The organism is Corallococcus exercitus (assembly GCF_042231735.1).
Classification (GTDB): domain Bacteria; phylum Myxococcota; class Myxococcia; order Myxococcales; family Myxococcaceae; genus Corallococcus; species Corallococcus exercitus_B.
The window spans coordinates 2,237,233-2,256,083 of the sequence record NZ_CP102577.1 but is presented as its reverse complement, the minus strand read 5'-3'; the positions used below and the strand labels follow the sequence as shown (position 1 = coordinate 2,256,083).

Here is an 18,851-nt window from a genome sequence, read left to right as displayed (position 1 = left end):
GCGCTACTTGTAGGGCTCCAGGCGGAACGTGTTGGACTCGCCCGTCACACCGAAGCTGTCCACGGCGTTGAGGTGCACGTTGCCGGCGGGCGCGTCCATGACGATGGTCGCGTTGCACACGCCGCTGTCGCAGGGGCCGATCTTGGCCGGCGTCACGGTGCCGCGCGAGGCGATCAACTCCACGGAGCCCTTGAAGTGCCCGGCCCGCGGCCCCTGGGCGCGCACCGTGATGGCGAAGGACGTCCGGCTCATGCGCGTGCCCTCGATGGCGTCGAAGGCGTAGGCCGTGATGTCACCCTCGCGCATCGGATCATCCGGTCCGGGCCCCGCGTCCTGGGGCTCGCCGCCGTCTCCGGTGTCGACCCCGGCATCGAAGCACCTGTCGAAGGGCCCCCCGTCGGTGGCGACCAGTATGCCGCCGTCCTCGAGGGGATCCACGATCTCCTGCCCCGGAGGGCGCAGGGTGAGGGCCTCTTCGGCCACCGCCTCGCGGCCGTCATCCAGCCGCAGCCGCACCGCGTGCGCGCCCGCGCCCAGGCCCCGGGGCACCGTGGCGATGGCGACGCCGGCCGGGTCGAAGCGCGTCACCGTCGCTTCCTTGTCGTCCACCCAGACGCGGCCCGAACCCATGCGCGCATCCACCTTCTCCGCGCCGTAGTCCACGGCCATGGCGTAGCGCGCGTCGAACCGGATGGTGACGTCGTCGTCCTTCGAGTTCACCGGCAGCGTCGCGGGCTCCACGCCGACGATGGTGGGCGGAGGCAGTGACTCCGGGCCGCCCGTGCAGGCCCACGCCAGCAGCGCCATTCCCACCAGGCCCAGGCCCGCGCGCCTCATGGAACGAACCTCAGCCCCGCGGACACGGACACGCCGCCCAGCTCGGCGCGAAGCGACGGCGTCTCCACGGGCGCCAGGGCCCCACGCACTTCCGTGAGGAGGCTCCAGCGGCCCAACCGATATGCGCCCTGCGCGGCCAGGAATCCCATGGCGCGCACTTTGCGCTCATCCACGGCGTCAGGAAAGACGTCCCCGGTCTCAACCGCCTCAGTCGACAGTCGATGACTCAACGCCAGCACGCCTCCGCCTGCACGGCCGTCCAGCTGGAAGGAACCCCGTTGAAAAAGGGTGACCCGCGCGGACAGAAGCAGGGGGACTCCCCACACCCGCGAGTGCACGTCCGTGGCGCCCTGGCGTCCATCCAGGCTCGCGTGACGCAGGCCCACCTCCGCCTCCGCCGCCACGCGGTGGCGCCACATCGGCAGCGGCACGGACACGCCCAACCCCAGCAGCGGTCCCCCGTTGGCGCCGCTCGCGAACGCGGCGCCGCCCAGGAGGAACAGCGAGGTCCGCCCCGCGGTCGCGCGCATGAGGGGCGCCACGGGCGAGGGGGCAGGGGAGGTGGGCGCGGTGACCTTCACCCGCTCCGCCGGCCTGTCCGCGGCGGGCTTCACTCCGGCCTGGACCCTCACCGCGTCCTCGCCCGGTGCATCACGCCAGCGCACGGTGACGGACGCGTTCGTGGCCTTCACGTCGGGCTGCACCGTGTAGCGCGCCCGCTCCGGGGACACCGGCTTCACCGTGACGCCCTCCGCCTGGACGTCCAGCGCCGACGAAGGGATCCGCTCCTCCGTGCCCGCGATAATCAGCCAGCCGCCGCCCTCCACGGGCAGCGGATCCGGCGTGAGCGCGGCGATGAGCGGGCGCCCGGCGGGGACCTCCAGCGGCGCGCTGCGATCCGTGGTGAGCGTGCCCCGGGTCGCGAGCACGCGCGCCTCCGTCGCCTCCGGAGGCACCTCCACGGGCACCTGCGCCCGTCCGCGTCCGTCCGCCTTCACCGGGCCGAAGCGCGCGTCGCCCACCGCGACCACCACCTCCGCGCCCGGCGCGGTGGACACGTCCAGCGTGGTGCGCCCCAGGAGCGGCAGCACCACGGTGGTGACCTCCGGCGCGCGGCCGTCCTCCACCCAGAACGCGAGCACCGCCCACAGCGGGTAGCGCACCGGCGGAGGCGTCCAGCGGAAGACGCGCTCGGCGCCGCCCTCCAGCCGCTCTTGCGCCCAGGTGCCGGAAGACGCCGCCGCGCGCACCGGGCCGGCGCCCTTGGGCACCCGCACCCGCACCTCCACGGCCTTGTCCTGCCCGAGCACCACACGCCCGGGCGTCGCCTCCACCTCCGGCGGTTCCGCCCGTGCCACGGCGGCACCCAGCATCAGGAGGCAGAGAGCGAAGGGGAGCGGCGGACGCATACGGGAAACCCAGCGTCCCAGTTGACCGCCGCTCCGGCCTCCGGGTCAATCCCCGGAAGGCAGGGAAGTCTCAGCCGCCGCTTCCTCCTCCGGAGGAAGCTCGGCCATGGGCTTGTCCGCGGGCCCGGCCTGACGGGTCGCGGGCGGGCTGAAGGCGGGCTTGTCCGCAGGGGCCCCGCCGCGGCCGTGCACCAGCGTCTTGGTGTCCGAGCGGAAGGTGAGGTCCACCTTGTCGCCGCGCACCGCGGTCACCAGGCCCACGCCGAACGTCGGGTGGTGGATCACCTGATCCACCTTGTAGGTGTCCTTGGGGCTGTACTTGGGAGCGCTCGCGATGTCCTTGCCCGCCAGCTGCTCGTCGAAGGAGATGACCACCTTCTCCGCGCGGGGCGTGCTGGACGCGGCGCGCGGGGCGCGGGTCGAGGCGGCCTTGGGGCGGTCCGTGACGCCCGCCGCGCCCCGGAACGCGTGATCACCGCCGCAGGTATTGCAGCGGACGCGCACGATCTTCGGACCCACCATCGCCAGGATGGTGTGCGCCAGATTCATCTTGCAGCGGGTGCACTGGGCATCCACCTCGCCGCCGACCTTCAGAGTAGCCATGCTGTCGTGTCGCTCTGGCCCGGCAACTCCCCCAAAGGGGCGCGCCGGGCGTGGAAAGTAAAGAGGGCCGCGGAACATAACGGCCGACCCCAGGCGGAGGAAGCCCCATCGCATCCCACCTTCGCGGCGCGTGGGAGCCCCCCTGGCGACCAGCCGATGGAGGTAGGGGTGGGATTGGGGCGGCGCTCAGTTCCCTTGTGCCGCCGTCCGGAGCACGTAGAGTCGCCCGCCGAGCGCATGACCACCGAGACCCCCAGCAAACCCAACCGGTTCACCGGCGCCTTCACTCAGTCGGTGGAGGGCCTCGGCAAGGGCATCATCGACGTCGTCAGCAGCATTGGCGGCGTGGTGGCCCTGGGCCTGGACGTCTTCCGCTGGAGCGTGCGCCGCCCGTTCCGGCCGCACAACCTCTTCACCCAGCTGGACTTCGTGGGCGTGGGCTCCATCTTCATCGTGGGGCTCACCGGCACGTTCACGGGCATGGTGTTCGCGCTCCAGACGTCCACCGCCTTCGCCCTGTTCGACGCGGAGAGCCTGGTGGGCCCCACCGTGGCGCTGACGCTCACGCGCGAATTGGCCTCCGTGTTCGCCGCGCTGATGGTCACCATGCGCGCCGGCTCCGCCATGTGCACGGAGCTGGGCACCATGCGCGTCACCGAGCAGGTGGACGCGCTGGAGACCATGGCCGTCAACCCTGTGCAGTACCTGCTGGTGCCCCGGGTGCTCGCGGGCCTGTTCATGGTCCCCGCGCTCACCATGCTCTTCAACACCACGGGCATGACGGGCGCCTACGTCGTCGCCGTGTTCGGCCTGGGCATCTCCCCCGGCACGTTCCTGTCACGCACCCAGCAGTGGATGGCCCCGGCGGACGTCTACGAGGGCCTGATCAAGGGCGCCATCTTCGGCCTCTCCGTGGCCCTCATCTGTTGTTACAAGGGCTACAACGCGTCCGGCGGCGCCAAGGGCGTGGGCCAGGCCACCACGGAGGCGATGGTGGCGAGCGCGCTGTCCATCTTCATCCTCGACTTCATCGTCGGCATGTTGATGCACTGATGGGCGCTCCGACTCCGCCCGGCTCGGTCTCCGGAGCCGCAAGGGCCATGATCGACATCGTGGACCTGCACAAGACGTTCGCGGGGAACAAGGTCCTCACCGGCATCAACCTCACCGTGCCCGCGGGCAGCACCTGCGTCATCCTGGGGGGCTCCGGCTCCGGCAAGACGGTGCTGATGAAGCACATGATCGGCCTGCTCAAGCCGGACAGCGGCCAGGTCATCATCGACGGGCAGGACATCGTCCCCATGAGCGTGGAGGCGCTGCAGCAGGTCCGCCGCAGCTTCGGCATGGTGTTCCAGGCCGCCGCGCTCTTCGACTCCATGACGGTGTTCGAGAACGTCGCCTTCCCGCTGCGCCAGCACACGAAGCTGTCCGAGGACGAGATCCACGTGCAGGTGCGCAAGCGCCTGGACCTCATGGGCCTCAAGCGGGCGGTGGAGGACCGCTTCCCCGCGGACCTGTCCGGCGGCATGCGCAAGCGCGTGGGCCTGGCACGCGCCGTGGTGCTGGACCCCAAGGTCGTCCTCTACGACGAGCCCACCACCGGCCTGGATCCCATCACCACGGACTCCGTGGACGACATGATCCTCACCGCGCAGAAGGAGCTGGGCGTCACCAGCGTGGTCATCAGCCACGACATCGCGTCCGCCTTCAACGTGGCCAACCAGATCGCCTTCCTGTCCAAGGGCGTCATCGTGGAGCACGGCCCGCCGGAGCAGCTGCGGGAGTCCCAGCACCCGGCCGTCCAGGTCTTCCTCCAGACGTGGTTCGGCAAGAACTAATAGGACACCGGGTGGGGAAGGCGGTCCCCCAAGGATTCCAGTCCTTCATGAAAAGCTGGCACCCGGCATGCAAATCGTTAGAGTCGCGCGCGGCCGGTGGTAGCGCTCGGAGTCACATCAGGTGAAGAAGCTCGTCACGCCCTTCCGTGTTGGCCTGCTGGTCCTCGCCGCCGGGGGCTTCCTCATCACGTTCGTGCTGTTCGCCAAGAAGGGCGGACTGAGCGACCGTGAATCCACCCAGGTGTGGGCCTACTTCCGGGACGCGTCCGGCCTCGCGGTGCGCGGCCGGGTGCAGATCGCCGGCATCCCCGTGGGGGAGATCAGCGACATCAGCCTGGAGGGCACCCGCGCGAAGATCTGGCTGAAGATCCGCAAGGGCGTGGACCTGCGCCAGGACGCCGCCGTCACCAAGCGCTCGGAGTCGCTGCTGGGCGACTACCTGCTGGACCTGAACCCCGGCACGGAGCAGGCCCCGGAGCTGGAGGACGGCGGGCAGATCCGCCGCGTCATCGACACCCAGGGCGTGGAGGCCGTCTTCGAGTCCCTGTCGCAGATCACCTCCGACATCCAGCAGGTGACGGGGGCGCTGCGCGAGGTGCTGGGCGGTGAGAAGGGCGCGGGCAGCCTGGAGCGCATCGTGGAGAACCTGGTCCGCCTGTCGGACTCGGTGGACGCGACGGTGCGCCGCAACACGGACCGCCTGGACACCATCATGGCGAACGTGGAGGGCGTGTCCTCCGACGTGCGCGCCATCACCCAGGGCAACGGCGCGGAGGTGACGCGCATCGTCACCAACGTGGAGCGCATCACCCAGGACGTCCGCGAGGTGCTGGGCACCGTCAAGAACATCGTGGGCAGCGGGGAAGGGGAGCTCAAGGAGAGCGTCTCCAGCCTCAAGCAGACGCTGGGACGGCTGGACAACACCCTGGCCAACCTGGAGGACATCACCCGCAAGGTGAAGGACGGCGAGGGCGCCGCGGGCGCGCTGCTCACCGACGAGCAGCTGGGCCAGCGCCTCAGCGAGGCCGTCACCGACGTCAGCGAGTTCGCCACCCGCCTCTCCACCCTCCAGACGGAGGTGGGCCTCTTCAGCACCTACCTGGTGTCCCAGGGCGCGTCGAAGAACGGCCTGTCGCTGCGGCTCATCCCCAAGCCGGACAAGTACTACCTGCTGGAGATCATCGACGACCCGCGCGGCTCCGTCAGCACGCAGGTGGTGCAGACCAACCCGCCGTCGGACGGGGACCCGGTCATCCAGACGCAGAAGGTGACCAAGGAGTCCTTCAAGGTCAGCCTCCAGTTCGCCAAGCGCTACTACTTCACCACCCTGCGCGTGGGCCTCATCGAGTCCACGGGCGGCCTGGGCGCGGACCTGCACCTCTTCGACGACGCGCTCACCCTGAAGATGGACGCGTTCAACTTCACCGCGGACGAGCTGCGCTACCCGCGCCTGCGCGCCACGCTGCGCGCCCAGGCGTTCGACCACCTGTTCGTCGTGGCGGGCATGGACGACATCCTCAACGCCCGGCAGCGCGACGCGGCCACCCGGCGACTCATCGCCGGCCGCGACTTCTTCTTCGGCGCGGGCTTCTTCTTCACCGACGACGACCTGAAGGCCCTCATCGCCACCACGGGCGTCCCCGCGTTGTAGGGTGTGTAGTCCTTGACGTTGCCGGGAAGGTGTCGTACCCGGCACGGGCACGGGGTTTCCCCTGGAATGCGCCGTGCCCTGACGCGATGCCGTCCGCGCGCCGGGTCACCCCCAGGAAGACGCCTCCATGTCTCTTCTCGTCGTCGGTTCAATCGCGCTGGACTCGCTGGAAACGCCCTTCGGTAAGAAGGAGGACGTGCTGGGTGGCTCGGCCACCTACTTCTCCACCACCGCGTCCTTCTTCGGCCCCGTGCAGCTGGTGGCGGTGATTGGCGAGGACTTCCCGGAGTCGCACCTCCAGTTCCTGCGCGGCCGCGGCATCGACCTGGAGGGGCTCACCCGCGAGGCCGGCCGCACCTTCCGCTGGAAGGGCAAGTACGGCTGGGAGCTCAACGAGGCGCAGACGCTGGACACCCAGCTCAACGTCTTCGAGTCCTTCTCTCCCAACCTGCCCGCCGCCTACCGCGAGACGCCCTACGTCTTCCTGGGCAACATCCACCCGGAGCTCCAGTCGCGCGTGCTGGACCAGGTGAAGTCGCCCAAGCTGGTGGCCGCGGACACGATGAACTTCTGGATCCAGGGCAGCCGCCCCGCGCTGCTCAAGACGCTCCAGCGCGTGAACCTGCTCTTCATCAACGACGCGGAGGCCCGCCAGCTGTCCGGCGAGCACAACGTGGTGAAGGCCGCCCGCGCCATCCTGGCCATGGGCCCGTCCCGCGTGGTCATCAAGCGCGGCGAGCACGGCGCGCTCCTCTTCGACCAGGACCACATCTTCGCCTGCCCGGCGTTCCCCCTGTCGGAGGTGTTCGACCCCACCGGCGCGGGTGACACCTTCGCGGGCGGCTTCATGGGCACCCTGGCCAGCTCCGGCGCTTCCGGCAAGGTGGATCAGCAGCTCCTGCGCAAGGCCATGGTCATGGGCAGCGTGATGGCCTCCTTCACCGTGGAGAAGTTCAGCCTGGAGCGCCTGCGCGAGGTGCAGCGCCCGGAGATCCACGCCCGCTTCGCCGAGTTCAAGAAGCTCACCCACTTCGACGACCTGGGCCCGCTGGGCGGGTAGGGGAGTTCAGCGGCGGCGTGGCGGCCCGGTGTGGAACTTGACGGGCCGCACCCACCCTCCCTAGGCTCGACCGGACGCAGTGGATGAATTAATCCGGTGCGGACGTCCTTTTTCAGCGCCGACGTGGACGAGAAGGTTCCGCGTCGGGAGGTCCCCCCCGGTTGAGCGAAAATCGAAAGCACGCGCGGGTCGGCACCCTCCTGCGCTGCTGGTGCGAGGGTGAGAACGTGACCCTGTATGCACGCATCGCCAACCTGAGCGAGGGAGGCCTCTTCCTCAGGACGAGCACCCCGCTGGCGGCGGGGACGCGGACGCAGGTGCGGCTCACCCAGCAGGCGACGGACACGCAGTTGCAGGCGCAGGCCACGGTCGTCTGGTTGCGGCAGGAAGAGCAGCCGGCCGGCCGGCCCCCGGGCATGGGCCTGAGATTCGAAGCGTTGGACGCGGACGCACTGACGAGTCTGCGGCGCATCATCTCCCAGCAGCAAGCCCACCCCTAGGGTTCCCATGCGCATCGCCGTCATCTCCGACATCCACTCCAACATCGAGGCCCTCACGGAGGTGCTGAGGGTGGCGGAGCACCAGAAGGTGGACCGCTTCGTGTCGCTGGGGGACATCGTCGGTTACGGGGCGTCCCCCAACCCGTGCTGCGACCTGGTGCGCTCGGTGGCCGAAATCACCTTGCTGGGCAACCACGACGCCGCGGTGGCGGGGCGGATGGACTACTCGTACTACTACGACGCCGCCCGGCACGCGCTCGACTGGAGCGCCAACGTCATCTCCGACGAGAACCTGGCCTGGCTGCGCAGCCTCCCGTACACGTACCGCATCGGCGAGGTGGGCTTCTGCCACGGCTCGCCCATCGACCCGAAGGCGTACGAGTACATCTTCGCGCTGGAGCAGGCGCGGGAGCTGACGCCGTACGTGGCGGAGCTGCCGGAGGTGACCTTCATTGGCCACAGCCACCTGTGCCGCGCGTTCGCCATTGGCAACGGCGAGGTGAACGACGTGGTGGCGCAGAAGTTCGTGCTGCGCAAGGGCTACAAGTACATCGTGTCCGTGGGCAGCGTGGGCCAGCCGCGCGACTACGACAACCGGGCCTGCTTCGTCATCTGCGACACGGACGCGCGCACGGTGGAGTACCTGCGCGTGGAGTACGACATCGAGACCTCCGCGCAGAAGATCTTCGACGCGGACCTGGCGCTCAACTTCGGCAAGCGGCTGTTCCTGGGCGTGTAGGCAGAAGGGCGCGCGCCGTGCGGAAAAGGCGCGCGGCCGGACGGAAGGTGGCATAAACCGGGGCCGTGCGCCCCCAGGTCCCCCGTCCGAAGCGGCCCTTCATGGGCCTTGGCCTCGCAGCCCTCCTGTTCGTCTCCGGGTGCAGTCGCGCCCCCGCGCCGCCCTCGCCCGAGTTCGAGCAGGCCAGCCGCCGGTGGACGGCGCTCTACGCCCAGAAGCTGGACGCGGCGTACCTGGACCCCTCCATCGGGGAGATTGAAGCGCAGCTGCAGCGCGTGCCCGCGGACAGCGTGGACGCCGCCGCGTCCCAGTCCCTGCTCCAGCGCATCCAGGAGGGCCGCTCCCGCATGCAGGCGGCCCAGGAGGAGAAGCGCCGCGCGGTGGCCAACGCCCGCACGCTCCCCACCCAGGACCCCTCCCAGACGAACATCCCGCGCCGGCCCGAGCCCGAGGCGGCGGAGCCGGCGGACGCCGGCCCGGGGGACGCCGGCGTGATTGCCGGGCCCCAGATGGGCACCCCGGCCTCCGAGCTGGTGGCGGGCTTCCAGGGCTGCTTCACCCGCTCCGTGCCCGTCACGGTGGAGGGGCGGGGAATGCGGGACACCTGGCAGCTGAGCGACCGGGCGTCCTGCCAGCTGGAGTACCCCAGCCACCGCGACACGTCGCTGGTGATTGAAGACGGCCGCGTGCTGGCGCTGTTACCCAAGAGCGCCATGCGGACCGTGCGCCGTTATGAGGACGGCGGCACGGTGCCCTCGAATGATGGCGGCCGGTGAACCCCTCTTTCTCCTGACGAGCTGACGACCTTCGATGAACGAACAGACCTTCATGAAGTTGATGCGCGTGCTGCCCAAGTCGGCGGTGTCCTCCGTGGTGGGCCTGGCCACGCGCCTGCCCGCGCCCGCGCCGGTGCACCACTGGGCCATGCGCGCCTTCGCCAAGGCGTACAACGTGGACATGGAGGAGGCGGAGCACACCTTCGAGAAGTACCCGACCTTCGCCCAGTTCTTCACCCGCGGCCTCAAGCCGGGCCTGCGCCCGGTGGACGGCGGTGAGAAGGTCGTCGTGTCGCCGGTGGACGGCCGCGTGTCCCAGGTGGGCTACTCGGACAACGGCCGCTGCCTCCAGGCGAAGGGCATCGAGTACACGGTGGATGAGCTGCTGGGGGACTCGCAGGCCGCGAAGCCCTTCCACGGCGGCGCCTGGACGACGCTGTACCTGTCGCCGCGCGACTACCACCGCATCCACGCGCCGCTGGGCGGCACCATCACCGGGTACGCGTACATCCCGGGTGAGTTCTGGCCGGTGAACCCCGCGTCCGTGAAGAACAAGCAGTCGCTGTTCTGCGTGAACGAGCGCCTGGTGACGTACCTGGACACCGTGGCCGGCAAGGTGGCGGTGGTGAAGGTGGGCGCCACCTGCGTGTCGCGCATCAAGGCGGCCTACGAGGACATCACCACGCACCTGGGCCAGCCGGGCAAGGTGCACCGCTACGGCGCGGGCATCCCGGTGGAGAAGGGCGGCGAGCTGGGCCGCTTCGAGATGGGCTCCACCGTCATCCTCTGCTTCGAGCCCGGGCGCGTGCGCTGGGACGACAGCCTCCAGCCGGAAGCGGTGGTGCGCATGGGCACGCGCATCGGAGAGATCAAGTGAGCCAGAAGATCAACGGCGTGAAGGGGATGAACGACCTTCTGCCGGGCGAGATTGAGGTCTGGCAGTTCGTGGAGTCCACCGCGCGCACGCTGTTCGGCCGCTTCGGCTACGGCGAGGTGCGCACGCCGATGGTGGAGGACACGGCCCTCTTCGTGCGCAGCGTGGGCGAGGAGACGGACATCGTCGGCAAGGAGATGTACACCTTCGAGGACAAGGGCGGCCGCAGCCTGTCCCTGCGTCCGGAGGGCACCGCGCCCGCGGCGCGCGCGTACATCGAGCACTCGGTGAACAACCAGGAGCCGGTGTCGCGCTGGTTCTACATGGGGCCCATGTTCCGCTACGAGCGGATGAAGACGGGCCGCTACCGCCAGTTCTCCCAGATTGGCGCGGAGGCCTACGGCGCGAAGGAGCCCGCGCAGGACGCGGAGCTGATGGACGTGGTGGTGCAGTTCCTGGAGGCCCTGGGCCTCACGGACGTCACCCTGAACATCAACTCGCTGGGCGACGACAACTGCCGGCCCGCGTACCACGCCAAGCTGGTGGAGTACCTCAACGCGCACCGCGAAGAGCTGTGCGCGGACTGCCAGCAGCGGCTGGAGCGCAACCCGCTGCGCGTCCTGGACTGCAAGAACGAGAAGTGCCAGGGCGTGGCCGCGGCCGGCCCCAACGTGCTCGAGTTCCTGTGCGAGCCGTGCCGCGCGCACTTCACGGACCTGCAGCGCAAGCTGGGCGTGCTGGGCATCAAGTACGTGGTGAACCACCGGCTGGTGCGCGGCCTGGACTACTACACGCGCACCGTCTTCGAGTTCATCGCCTCGCACCCCGCGCTGGGCACCGCCAGCACCGTGGGCGGCGGCGGGCGCTACGACAAGATGATGAAGGGCCTGGGCGGGCCGGACGTGCCCGCGGTGGGCTACGCCATGGGCCTGGACCGGCTGGTGCTGCTCCTGAAAGAGGGCGGCAAGACGTTCACCCAGCGGCCGGACCTGTTCATCGCCGTGGCGGACGAGGGCTCGCAGGACGCGGGCCTGGCGCTGGCCAGCCGCCTGCGCCGCGAGGGCCTGAAGGTGGACTTCGACACGCGCGGCGGCAGCCTCAAGAGCCAGATGAAGCGCGCGGACAAGTCCGGCGCCCGCTTCACCCTGGTGCTGGGCGAGCAGGAGCGCCAGAGCGGCCAGGCGAAGCTCAAGCCCATGGCGGGCGGCGAGCCCGTCCCGGTGTCCCTGGACAGCGTGGCCGCCACCGTGCGCGCGCAGCCGGAAGCCCCGGCCGCCGCTCCGGCTTCCTGATCCACCCGCCCCTCCGGCATGACGCGCCCGGCCGGAGGGGAGGGGGGCGGCCTGTCTTCCCTGAAAACCCGGGAGTAAAGGTGTTAAGCATCGTAAGTCCTGGGAATCGCTGGGGGATTGAAGGCTTGCAGATTCGCGGACATTGAGACGTCGGGGTACATTCCTTTGTCCATGTCGAGCGCTCCCCAGCCCGCCTCCGTGATCGATGGCCCGCGTTGGATCCCCGTGGCCGGGGACAGCATGTGGCCGTCGTTGCGCGCGGGGGACGTGGCGGAGGTGGAGCCGCTGCTGGAGGCGCCGCGCCCGGGGGAGGTGGTGCTGGCGCGCTTCGAGTCCTCGCTGGTGCTGCACCGGGTGCGCTGGTGCGACGGCAGCGTCTGCGCGCTTCGCGGGGACAATGGCGGCGTGGAAGATCCACCGCTGCCCCTCTTCCGTATCCTGGGGCGGGCGCGGCGTGTGCGCCGGGGCGGCGCGCTGCTGGACGTGGAGCGCTGGGACGTGGGGCCGCGCCTCGTGGGCCGCTGGCGCGCGACGGTGAAGCGCCAGGTGGCCGCGTGGCTGGGAAGGACGGGCCGCGCATGAGCTTCCAGGAAGGCAGCGTTCCCCGGCGGCGTGCGGGGACCTCGGGGGAGGGCTTTGGCGCGGACTTCCTGGTGCTGGACGCGGAGGGACGCACGCTGCGGGGGCTCAACCCGACGGCGGCGCGCATCTGGGCCCTGTGCGACGGACAGCGCACGGCCCGGGCGGTGGCGGAGCAGGTGGCTGCCGAGTTTTCGACCGACGTCGGTCCGGTGCTGACCGACACGCTGCGCTTCCTGGCGGAGCTTCAGCGGCGGGGGCTGTTGGACGAAGTGCGCGCGCCGGCTGGTGCCGCGCCTCTGGAGGAGACATGATGCGGGCGCTCGTGGCGGTGCTGGCGGGTGCGGTGGTGCTGTCGGCGTGCTCGGAAGGGGTGTCCCCCCTGCCGCCGCCGTCGGCCGTGAAGCCGGGGCCGGGCAGTGGCTCCGTCACCCCCGTGGATCCGACGGACGTGCTCGCCGGTGGCGGGAGCGTGGCGCGTCCGCCGCCCCAGGCTTCCGTGGACGAGGAGCCGCCCCCGGACGAGGAGCCGCCTCCGGCGCCGCTGCCGCCTCCTTCCGGGAGCGCGGTGGTGGTGGGCGCGGGCTCGGAGCCCACGGCCCTGTCCGAGGTGCAGCAGGTGGACGTGGACTTCGTGGTGAGCGGCGTGCGGAACAAGGGCCTGGTGGACGTGGAGTTCATCGCGCCGGGCGGGCGTCCGTACGAGAAGCGGAGCGCGACGGTGGAGGCTCCGCCGGAGGAGACGCGCACGCTGCGCTACTCGCTGCCGGTGGCGGGCACGCCGGTGTCCATGGCGCGCATGACGGGCACCTGGCAGGTGCGCTTCTTCCTGGATGGGGCGCAGCTGGCCGCCACGTCCTTCACCCTGGAGCCGTGACGTGAGGCACGCCATGAACGTCCGCATCCTCGCGCTCGCCGCCGTGCTGCTGCCCGCGGTGGGCTTCTCCCAGACCTGGACCGTGCGTCCCGTCCCCGCCGCCGGAGAGACGGTCGCGCGCGTGGTGATGGACGAGGCGTCCGACCTCGTCGTGGAGGTGACCAACACGGCCGCGGCCTCGCTCGACGCCCGTCTGTCGGAGGTGTCGTTCGTCCTCCCCAACGGGTATCAGCTCCTGGGCGGCCTTCCGGCGGAGGAGAACCCGAACTGGAAGGTCGAGTACATCGACGCCAACGAGCGGCGCATCACGTTCCAGTCCACGCTGGGCTGCGTGGACAACGGGCGCGGCCTGGCGCGCAACCAGACCGCGCGCTTCGTGCTGAGCGTGGTGGGCCCGTCGAACCGCGCCACCGACAGCGCCGCCGAGCGCCTCGCGGCGGGCACGTACGCCCGCGACCAGTGCGACGGCACGAACTACACCTACAACGTCGGCAACATGCCCCCGTGGACGCGCGCCATCCTGGCCACGAACGTGACGCTGGCGCCGCGCGTGCTGGCGGTCAACGGCACCACCGTGGCTCGCGTCGTGGTGGAGAACCGCGGCACGGGCTCGGCCACCGTGACCGTGGACAACCCCACCTCCACGACCAGCGTGCCCCTCACCACCGTGAGCAAGGACCCCACCACCAGCAGGGTCGTGGCGCTGCAGTCCGCGGGCGTCTTCGCGGTCACCCTGAGGCCCACCGCCGCCGGCGCCGTGGCCGCGCGTGTCCGGGCGCGCTCGACCAACGGCGCCTCGAACGCGCCGCTGGTGGACTCGCCCATGGCGGACGTGGGCAACCTGGTCGCGACGGCGGACATGGACGTCGTGGACGCGTTCAGCGGCGATCAGGTGACGCTGCGCATGACGGTGTTCAACGCGTCCACCGCGAACTCGTACACGCAGGTGCGCCCGCGCGCGCCGGTGCGGCTGGGCAACGCGACGGCGACGCTCGTGTCCGGACCGACGCCGGAGAGCGTGGCGCAGCTCGCGCCCGGGGCCTCCGCGCAGTTCACGTGGCGCTACCAGGTGTCGGGCACGCCCGGCGCCAGCTACCAGTTCCAGGCTCAGGTGGACGCGACGCTCAACGGCTCGGCGGTGGCGGGGGACCTGGTCACCGCGCGCAAGGGACGCATCGTGGAGCACCGCGTGCGGCTGAGCCAGGAGACGGTGTCCACCGCGGCCACGGCCGTGACGGTGGCGTACACGGTGCAGAACCGGGGCACGCTGCCCATCATCGAGGTGAAGCTGTTCAAGCCCGCGGTGAACTACTTCGCGATCGCCGCATCGGGCCCGCAGCCGTTCGGGGACTGGAGCGTCTACCCGGAAGCGAACGGCTACATTTGGGCGTCGGATACAGGCATCCCGGTGGGCGGCGAGGCCACCTTCCGCATCACGTACTCGGGCTTCACCGCCGTCCCCGAGGACACGGCGTTCCGTCACCGCATGGAGCTGAACCAGGGCTGGAACGATGCGCGCATCCGCGTGGAAGCGACGATGACGCTGCTCGCGGTGACCGCGTCCCCGGACGTGGCGCGCCTCACCGGCGTGGCCCGCGACGGCAGCGTGACGCTCACCTGGGACAACCCCTTCAACCACGGCGGCACCCTGGTGCTGCGCGCGGAGGGGGCGACGCCGAACACCGCGCCGACCAGCGGCGTGCGCTACGCGGTGGGGGACACGCTGGGCAACGCGACGGTGGCGTACTCGGATGAGTTCAGCTCCGCGTCGTCCTTCACGGACACGGGGGTGACGAACGGCACCACGTACGTCTACCGCGTGTTCAACGCGGATGATCAGTTCCGGTATGGCCCGGGCAACCAGCCCACCTCGCAGGGCCTGCTGGCCACGCCCCGGGCGCGCGTGGCGGGCAACCCGCTGTGGTGCTACTCGGTGGGCCTGTCCTCGCTCCTGCAGCCCGTCACCGAGCTGGGCGTGGGCATCTTCAGCTCGTACAACGACTCCGTGGTGGGCACGCTCACGAACACCGTGAACCCGTCCGAGGACGGCGCGGAGCGCTTCCGGCCGGTGAAGATGACGGGCCTGATTGGCAGCCGCTTCCCGGTGGTGCCGCTCTTGGGCCGGCCCGGGCAGCAGTGGATTGTCGTGGGTGACCAGGCCGGCGTGCCGGGGGTGCTCAACGCGGCCACGGGTGAGTTCCTGTGGCGCAACACGACGCTGGGCCTGGGGAACATCAGCTCGTTCCCGGTGACGCAGCTGCTCGACTACGCGAACCCGGAGTACCGGACGACGTTCTCGAACGTGGACCTGGCGATCTTCGCGACGCGCAATGCGTCCGCGCAGAACCAGGTGGTCGCGCTGAACGCGGCCACGGGTGCGCTCATCTGGCGCTACCAGCCCGGGGACCTGGGCATGGTGAGCGGCGGCATGCTGGTGGACTACACGACGAACCGGCTCTACGTGGCGACGAAGTCGGGCGTGAACGCGGCCACGCTGCGCGTGCTCAACAGCCTCACGGGCGCGGAGGTCGCGCGGCTGGCGCTGGGCGACCTGGAGTTCGGCGTGGTCCGCAACGCGACGAGCAACCAGATCCTGGTCACCGCCAACGACGGCCGGGTGTACGGCGTGAATCCGGCCACGTACGCGACGGCCTGGATGGTCACCGTGCGGCCCGCCACGGCGCGGGCGTTCACCCACTTCGCGCGGCCCCTGGGCCGGGGCTTCGTGGTGAGCACGGCGGACGGCAGGGTGGAGCGCTATGAGATGGACGCGACCAACGTGCCGGTGCGGTTGTGGTCGACGGGCATCGCGGGCCCGGCCGGTTCCTTCACCCTCAACCAGAACGGCGTGGCGCGCATCTACGTCGGCAGCTCGGATGGCAAGGTGCACCAGCTGGAGCTGGAGACGGGCGTCGACTCCGGGCAGGTGACGGTGGGCCCGGCGCAGGCCATCGGCACGCCGACCATCGATCACACCGTAAGCCGGTTGCATGTCGGTTCCTCGGATGGTCGAATCTGTGCCTTCCCGGTGCCCTTCTAGGTGGGCCATCACGTGAGCCAACGACCTTCACAGCCTTCCGCAGGTCCCTCCGTGCCGAAGTCGCCGGCCACGCCCGCCGTGTACGTGCCTCCCGCCATCCTGTGGGAGCAGCCCTTCGTCGCGCTGGCGCAGCTGTCCACGTGCACCATCCCCGGCGAATCGGAGTGCGTGCCGTGAACGGCGGGGACCCCCTGGCGGGTCCCCGTGAAGGCGCGCTCCGCATCACCCTGGCCGGGTGGACGGTGGCACTGGAGGTGGAGGAGGCAGCGCTCGCCAGTCCGCTCCGGCGCGTGTTCGGCGCGTTCCTCGCGCCAGAGGCCGTGGCCGAAGATGCCCGGCTGGTGATGCGGACTCCCGCCCGCCCGAGCGCTCCGCCCACCGTGCAGGAGCTGCCCCGGCTGGAGCCTGGTGGTTCCGGGACGCTGCGCGTGGAGGGCGCCGGGTACTCCGCGGTGCTCTCCCAGGACCGGAGCCACGCGGACGTCATCGGATCCGGCCGCTACCCCGTGGAGAACGTGATCAAGGTGATGCTCGCGTCCGCGCTGGCGAAGCGCGGCGGGCTGCTCATCCACGGCGTGGGGCTGGTGCACGAGGGCCGGGCCGCGCTGTTCGTGGGGCACTCCGGCGCGGGCAAGAGCACCCTGGGCGGGCTGTGGCGCGACGCGGGCGGGACAGTGCTCGCGGACGAGCTGGTGGCGGTGTGGCCCATGGAGGGGGGAGGGTGGCGGGCCGCGGGGACGCCCTGGAACGTGCCGACCCGGGCCACCGAGGCGACGCTCGTCGCGGTGGGCACGCTGGGCTGGGACGCGGCTTCGCGGTGGGAAGCGCAGGGCGCGGGGGAGGTGGCCCGCGTGCTGCTGCTCAACGCGATGCTGCCTGAGCCCACGGCGTCGGGGCGGGGCGCGCTGGTGGGCGCGGCGGGGCGCGTGCTGTCGTCCGTGGAGACGGCGCGGCTCGTGTTCTCGCGCGATGCCAGCGCGGCCGAGGTGGTGCGGGCGCGGCTGGACGCGGCGGGGCGTCCGTAGCGGGGGCTCGCGCTTGCCTCGCGTCTGCGTTACAGCGGACGTGGGAGGCGGATGACGGTGGCTGAGACGCGGGTGCCTTTGACGGTGATCGCTGGGCCCACGGCGTCGGGGAAGACGGCGCTGGCCATTGCCTGGGCTCGCGCCTCGGGCGGGGAGATCGTCAGCGCGGACTCGCAGCAGGTGTACCGCGCCTTCGACATCGGCACCGCCAAGCCTTCCGCCGAGGAGCTGGCCGCCGTGCCGCACCACCTGGTCTCCTGCGTGGATCCACTGGAGACCTTCTCCGCCGCCGAATACCAGCGCCGCGCGGACGCGGCCATCACGGACATCGCGTCCCGGGGCCGGCCGGTGTTCGTCGTCGGCGGCACCGGCCTGTACCTGCGCGTCCTGCTGCACGGCGTGGTGGACGCACCCGGTGCCCTGCCTTCGCTGCGCGCGGAGCTGGAGGCGCTCGCGGCGGAGCAGGGGAGGGAGGCCGTGCACCGCCGGCTGGCCGAGGTGGATCCAGAAACCGCGGCGAAGCTGCCCACCCAGGACCTGGTGCGCGTCGTCCGCGCGCTGGAGATCCATGCGCAGACGGGCGTCCCCGCCTCGGAGTTCCGCCGCGCCCATGCCTTCGCGCCGGACCGCTATCCCTTCCAGCTGTACGTGCTCGACCCGCCGCGCGAGGCCCTCTACGCGGCCATCAACGCGCGCACGGAGGCGCTGTTCTCACGCGGCCTCGTGGAGGAGACACAGGCCCTGCTGGCCCAGGGCTACGCGGACGCGGCCCCCATGCGCAGCGTCGGCTACGTGCAGGCCCGCGCCGTGGTGGAGGGCCGGATGACGCGCGAAGAGGCCATCGCCGACACCGCGCAGGAAACCCGGCGCTACGCCAAGCGGCAACTCACCTGGTTCCGCAAGGAGCCCGGCGCGGTGTTCCTCCCGCCTCCGTACGCCCGCCCCACCCCTTGAGCGGAGCGGGCCACCCCGGCCCCTGCTCGCCGCTCCGCCTCACTTCGTCGGGGGGCATGGATTGTTCGCACCCGGCGCCGCTCCCATCTTCCACCAGGAAACGCTTCCCCCACGTCCACTCCCGGACCGACAGGCGGCCGAGGGCCCGAGGCGGGCAGCCATCACCGTGGAGATCGCCATGCGAACGAACGTCGAACGCGCGCCGGACACCCGGCCGGACCGTCCTTCCCGGGGGGCCTCGGCGATGTGGGGCGCCCCCTTCCTCCTGGGCCTGCTGACGTCGATCGCGGGCGTCGTGCTGCTGGGCGCCACTTTCTTCACCAGCATGGTCACCGTCTTCTTCGTGGGCATGATGCTGGTGATTGGCGGCGTCCTGGAGATTGCCGCGGCCGTCCGCTCCCGCGGCGAAGCCCGGGGCACCTTCTGGTCCTTCATGCTCGGCGGCGTGCTCACCACCGTCGTCGGCATCCTCACGGTCATGTACCCGGCCGCGGGGCTCGCCTCACTGACGCTGCTGATCGCCGGCTACTTCTTCGCCAGCGGCCTCTTCCACGTCATCACCTCCGTCATGGACCGCTACTTCCAGTGGGGATGGGACCTGGCCTACGGCCTCATCTCCCTGGTCCTGGGCATCAGCATCATGGCCCGGTGGCCCGCGTCCTCCGTGTGGCTCGTGGGCACCCTCGTCGGGCTCGCCGTCTTCTTCCGAGGCATCTCGATGATGTCCGGCTCGCTCATGCTGCGACGGGGTATCCGGCACGTGCATGCCTGAGCGCCAGGGAGGTGCTGGCGCCACT

General features: G+C 70.8%; 20 protein-coding genes. 17 read left to right on the top strand and 3 right to left on the bottom strand.

What is annotated here, in order from left to right; all coding sequences use genetic code 11:
• Window positions 1-3: 3 nt before the first annotated feature.
• From NR792_RS08370 to NR792_RS08360, 3 genes are read right to left on the bottom strand one after another with little or no spacing between them, the layout of a single operon-like run.
• Entirely contained in the window at window positions 4-837 is an 834-nt protein-coding gene (locus NR792_RS08370) for a hypothetical protein (RefSeq protein WP_375759540.1), read from the bottom strand.
• Window positions 834-2,246, bottom strand: a complete 1,413-nt coding sequence (locus NR792_RS08365) for a hypothetical protein (RefSeq protein WP_375759539.1) — start codon at window positions 2,244-2,246, stop codon at window positions 834-836. The genes NR792_RS08370 and NR792_RS08365 overlap by 4 nt, the downstream gene beginning before the upstream one ends.
• A 45-nt stretch (window positions 2,247-2,291) precedes the next feature.
• Window positions 2,292-2,849, bottom strand: a complete 558-nt coding sequence (locus NR792_RS08360; RefSeq protein WP_375759538.1) for a hypothetical protein — start codon at window positions 2,847-2,849, stop codon at window positions 2,292-2,294.
• Window positions 2,850-3,086: 237 nt separating this feature from the next.
• Here NR792_RS08360 and NR792_RS08355 point away from each other — a divergent pair, with 237 nt between their 5' ends.
• From NR792_RS08355 to NR792_RS08275, 17 genes are all read left to right on the top strand, one after another.
• On the top strand, window positions 3,087-3,902 hold the full coding sequence (locus NR792_RS08355; RefSeq protein ID WP_375759537.1) for an MlaE family ABC transporter permease: 816 nt from the start codon (window positions 3,087-3,089) through the stop codon (window positions 3,900-3,902).
• A 47-nt stretch (window positions 3,903-3,949) separates the two neighbouring features.
• Entirely contained in the window at window positions 3,950-4,687 is a 738-nt protein-coding gene (locus NR792_RS08350) for an ABC transporter ATP-binding protein (RefSeq protein ID WP_375759536.1), read from the top strand.
• 121 nt (window positions 4,688-4,808) lie between these two features.
• On the top strand, window positions 4,809-6,338 hold the full coding sequence (locus NR792_RS08345) for an MlaD family protein (protein ID WP_375759535.1): 1,530 nt from the start codon (window positions 4,809-4,811) through the stop codon (window positions 6,336-6,338).
• A 127-nt stretch (window positions 6,339-6,465) separates the two neighbouring features.
• On the top strand, window positions 6,466-7,398 hold the full coding sequence (locus NR792_RS08340) for a PfkB family carbohydrate kinase (protein WP_375759534.1): 933 nt from the start codon (window positions 6,466-6,468) through the stop codon (window positions 7,396-7,398).
• 161 nt (window positions 7,399-7,559) lie between these two features.
• Window positions 7,560-7,898 carry a TIGR02266 family protein gene (locus tag NR792_RS08335; protein ID WP_375759533.1) on the top strand — a complete coding sequence of 113 codons (339 nt, stop codon included), beginning with the start codon at window positions 7,560-7,562 and terminating at the stop codon, window positions 7,896-7,898.
• Between the two features lie 7 nt (window positions 7,899-7,905).
• On the top strand, window positions 7,906-8,637 hold the full coding sequence (locus NR792_RS08330) for a metallophosphoesterase (protein ID WP_120526312.1): 732 nt from the start codon (window positions 7,906-7,908) through the stop codon (window positions 8,635-8,637).
• A gap of 101 nt (window positions 8,638-8,738) precedes the next feature.
• Window positions 8,739-9,413 carry a hypothetical protein gene (locus NR792_RS08325; RefSeq protein WP_375759532.1) on the top strand — a complete coding sequence of 225 codons (675 nt, stop codon included), beginning with the start codon at window positions 8,739-8,741 and terminating at the stop codon, window positions 9,411-9,413.
• A gap of 34 nt (window positions 9,414-9,447) precedes the next feature.
• On the top strand, window positions 9,448-10,290 hold the full coding sequence (gene asd / locus NR792_RS08320) for an archaetidylserine decarboxylase (protein ID WP_375759531.1): 843 nt from the start codon (window positions 9,448-9,450) through the stop codon (window positions 10,288-10,290).
• Window positions 10,291-10,316: 26 nt separating this feature from the next.
• The gene (hisS, locus tag NR792_RS08315; RefSeq protein WP_375761589.1) at window positions 10,317-11,579 is read left to right on the top strand and encodes a histidine--tRNA ligase; all 1,263 of its coding nucleotides are present in this window, start codon (window positions 10,317-10,319) and stop codon (window positions 11,577-11,579) included.
• Between the two features lie 171 nt (window positions 11,580-11,750).
• Complete coding sequence (locus tag NR792_RS08310; protein WP_375759530.1) at window positions 11,751-12,161, top strand: S24/S26 family peptidase; 411 nt, start codon at window positions 11,751-11,753, stop codon at window positions 12,159-12,161.
• Entirely contained in the window at window positions 12,158-12,472 is a 315-nt protein-coding gene (locus NR792_RS08305) for a PqqD family protein (RefSeq protein WP_375759529.1), read from the top strand. Before NR792_RS08310 ends, NR792_RS08305 begins: the two co-directional genes overlap by 4 nt.
• A complete protein-coding gene (locus NR792_RS08300; RefSeq protein WP_375759528.1) occupies window positions 12,469-13,035 on the top strand; it encodes a hypothetical protein in 567 nt (188 codons plus the stop codon). The genes NR792_RS08305 and NR792_RS08300 overlap by 4 nt, the downstream gene beginning before the upstream one ends.
• A 13-nt stretch (window positions 13,036-13,048) precedes the next feature.
• Window positions 13,049-16,075 carry a PQQ-binding-like beta-propeller repeat protein gene (locus NR792_RS08295; protein ID WP_375759527.1) on the top strand — a complete coding sequence of 1,009 codons (3,027 nt, stop codon included), beginning with the start codon at window positions 13,049-13,051 and terminating at the stop codon, window positions 16,073-16,075.
• 51 nt (window positions 16,076-16,126) lie between these two features.
• The gene (locus tag NR792_RS08290; protein ID WP_375759526.1) at window positions 16,127-16,252 is read left to right on the top strand and encodes a hypothetical protein; all 126 of its coding nucleotides are present in this window, start codon (window positions 16,127-16,129) and stop codon (window positions 16,250-16,252) included.
• Window positions 16,249-17,100 (top strand): hypothetical protein, encoded by an 852-nt coding sequence (locus NR792_RS08285; protein ID WP_375759525.1) that lies wholly within the window; start codon window positions 16,249-16,251, stop codon window positions 17,098-17,100. Before NR792_RS08290 ends, NR792_RS08285 begins: the two co-directional genes overlap by 4 nt.
• Before the next feature lie 51 nt (window positions 17,101-17,151).
• A complete protein-coding gene (gene miaA / locus NR792_RS08280; RefSeq protein ID WP_375759524.1) occupies window positions 17,152-18,054 on the top strand; it encodes a tRNA (adenosine(37)-N6)-dimethylallyltransferase MiaA in 903 nt (300 codons plus the stop codon).
• A gap of 178 nt (window positions 18,055-18,232) precedes the next feature.
• Window positions 18,233-18,826 carry an HdeD family acid-resistance protein gene (locus tag NR792_RS08275; RefSeq protein ID WP_375759523.1) on the top strand — a complete coding sequence of 198 codons (594 nt, stop codon included), beginning with the start codon at window positions 18,233-18,235 and terminating at the stop codon, window positions 18,824-18,826.
• The last annotated feature ends 25 nt before the right edge of the window (window positions 18,827-18,851 follow it).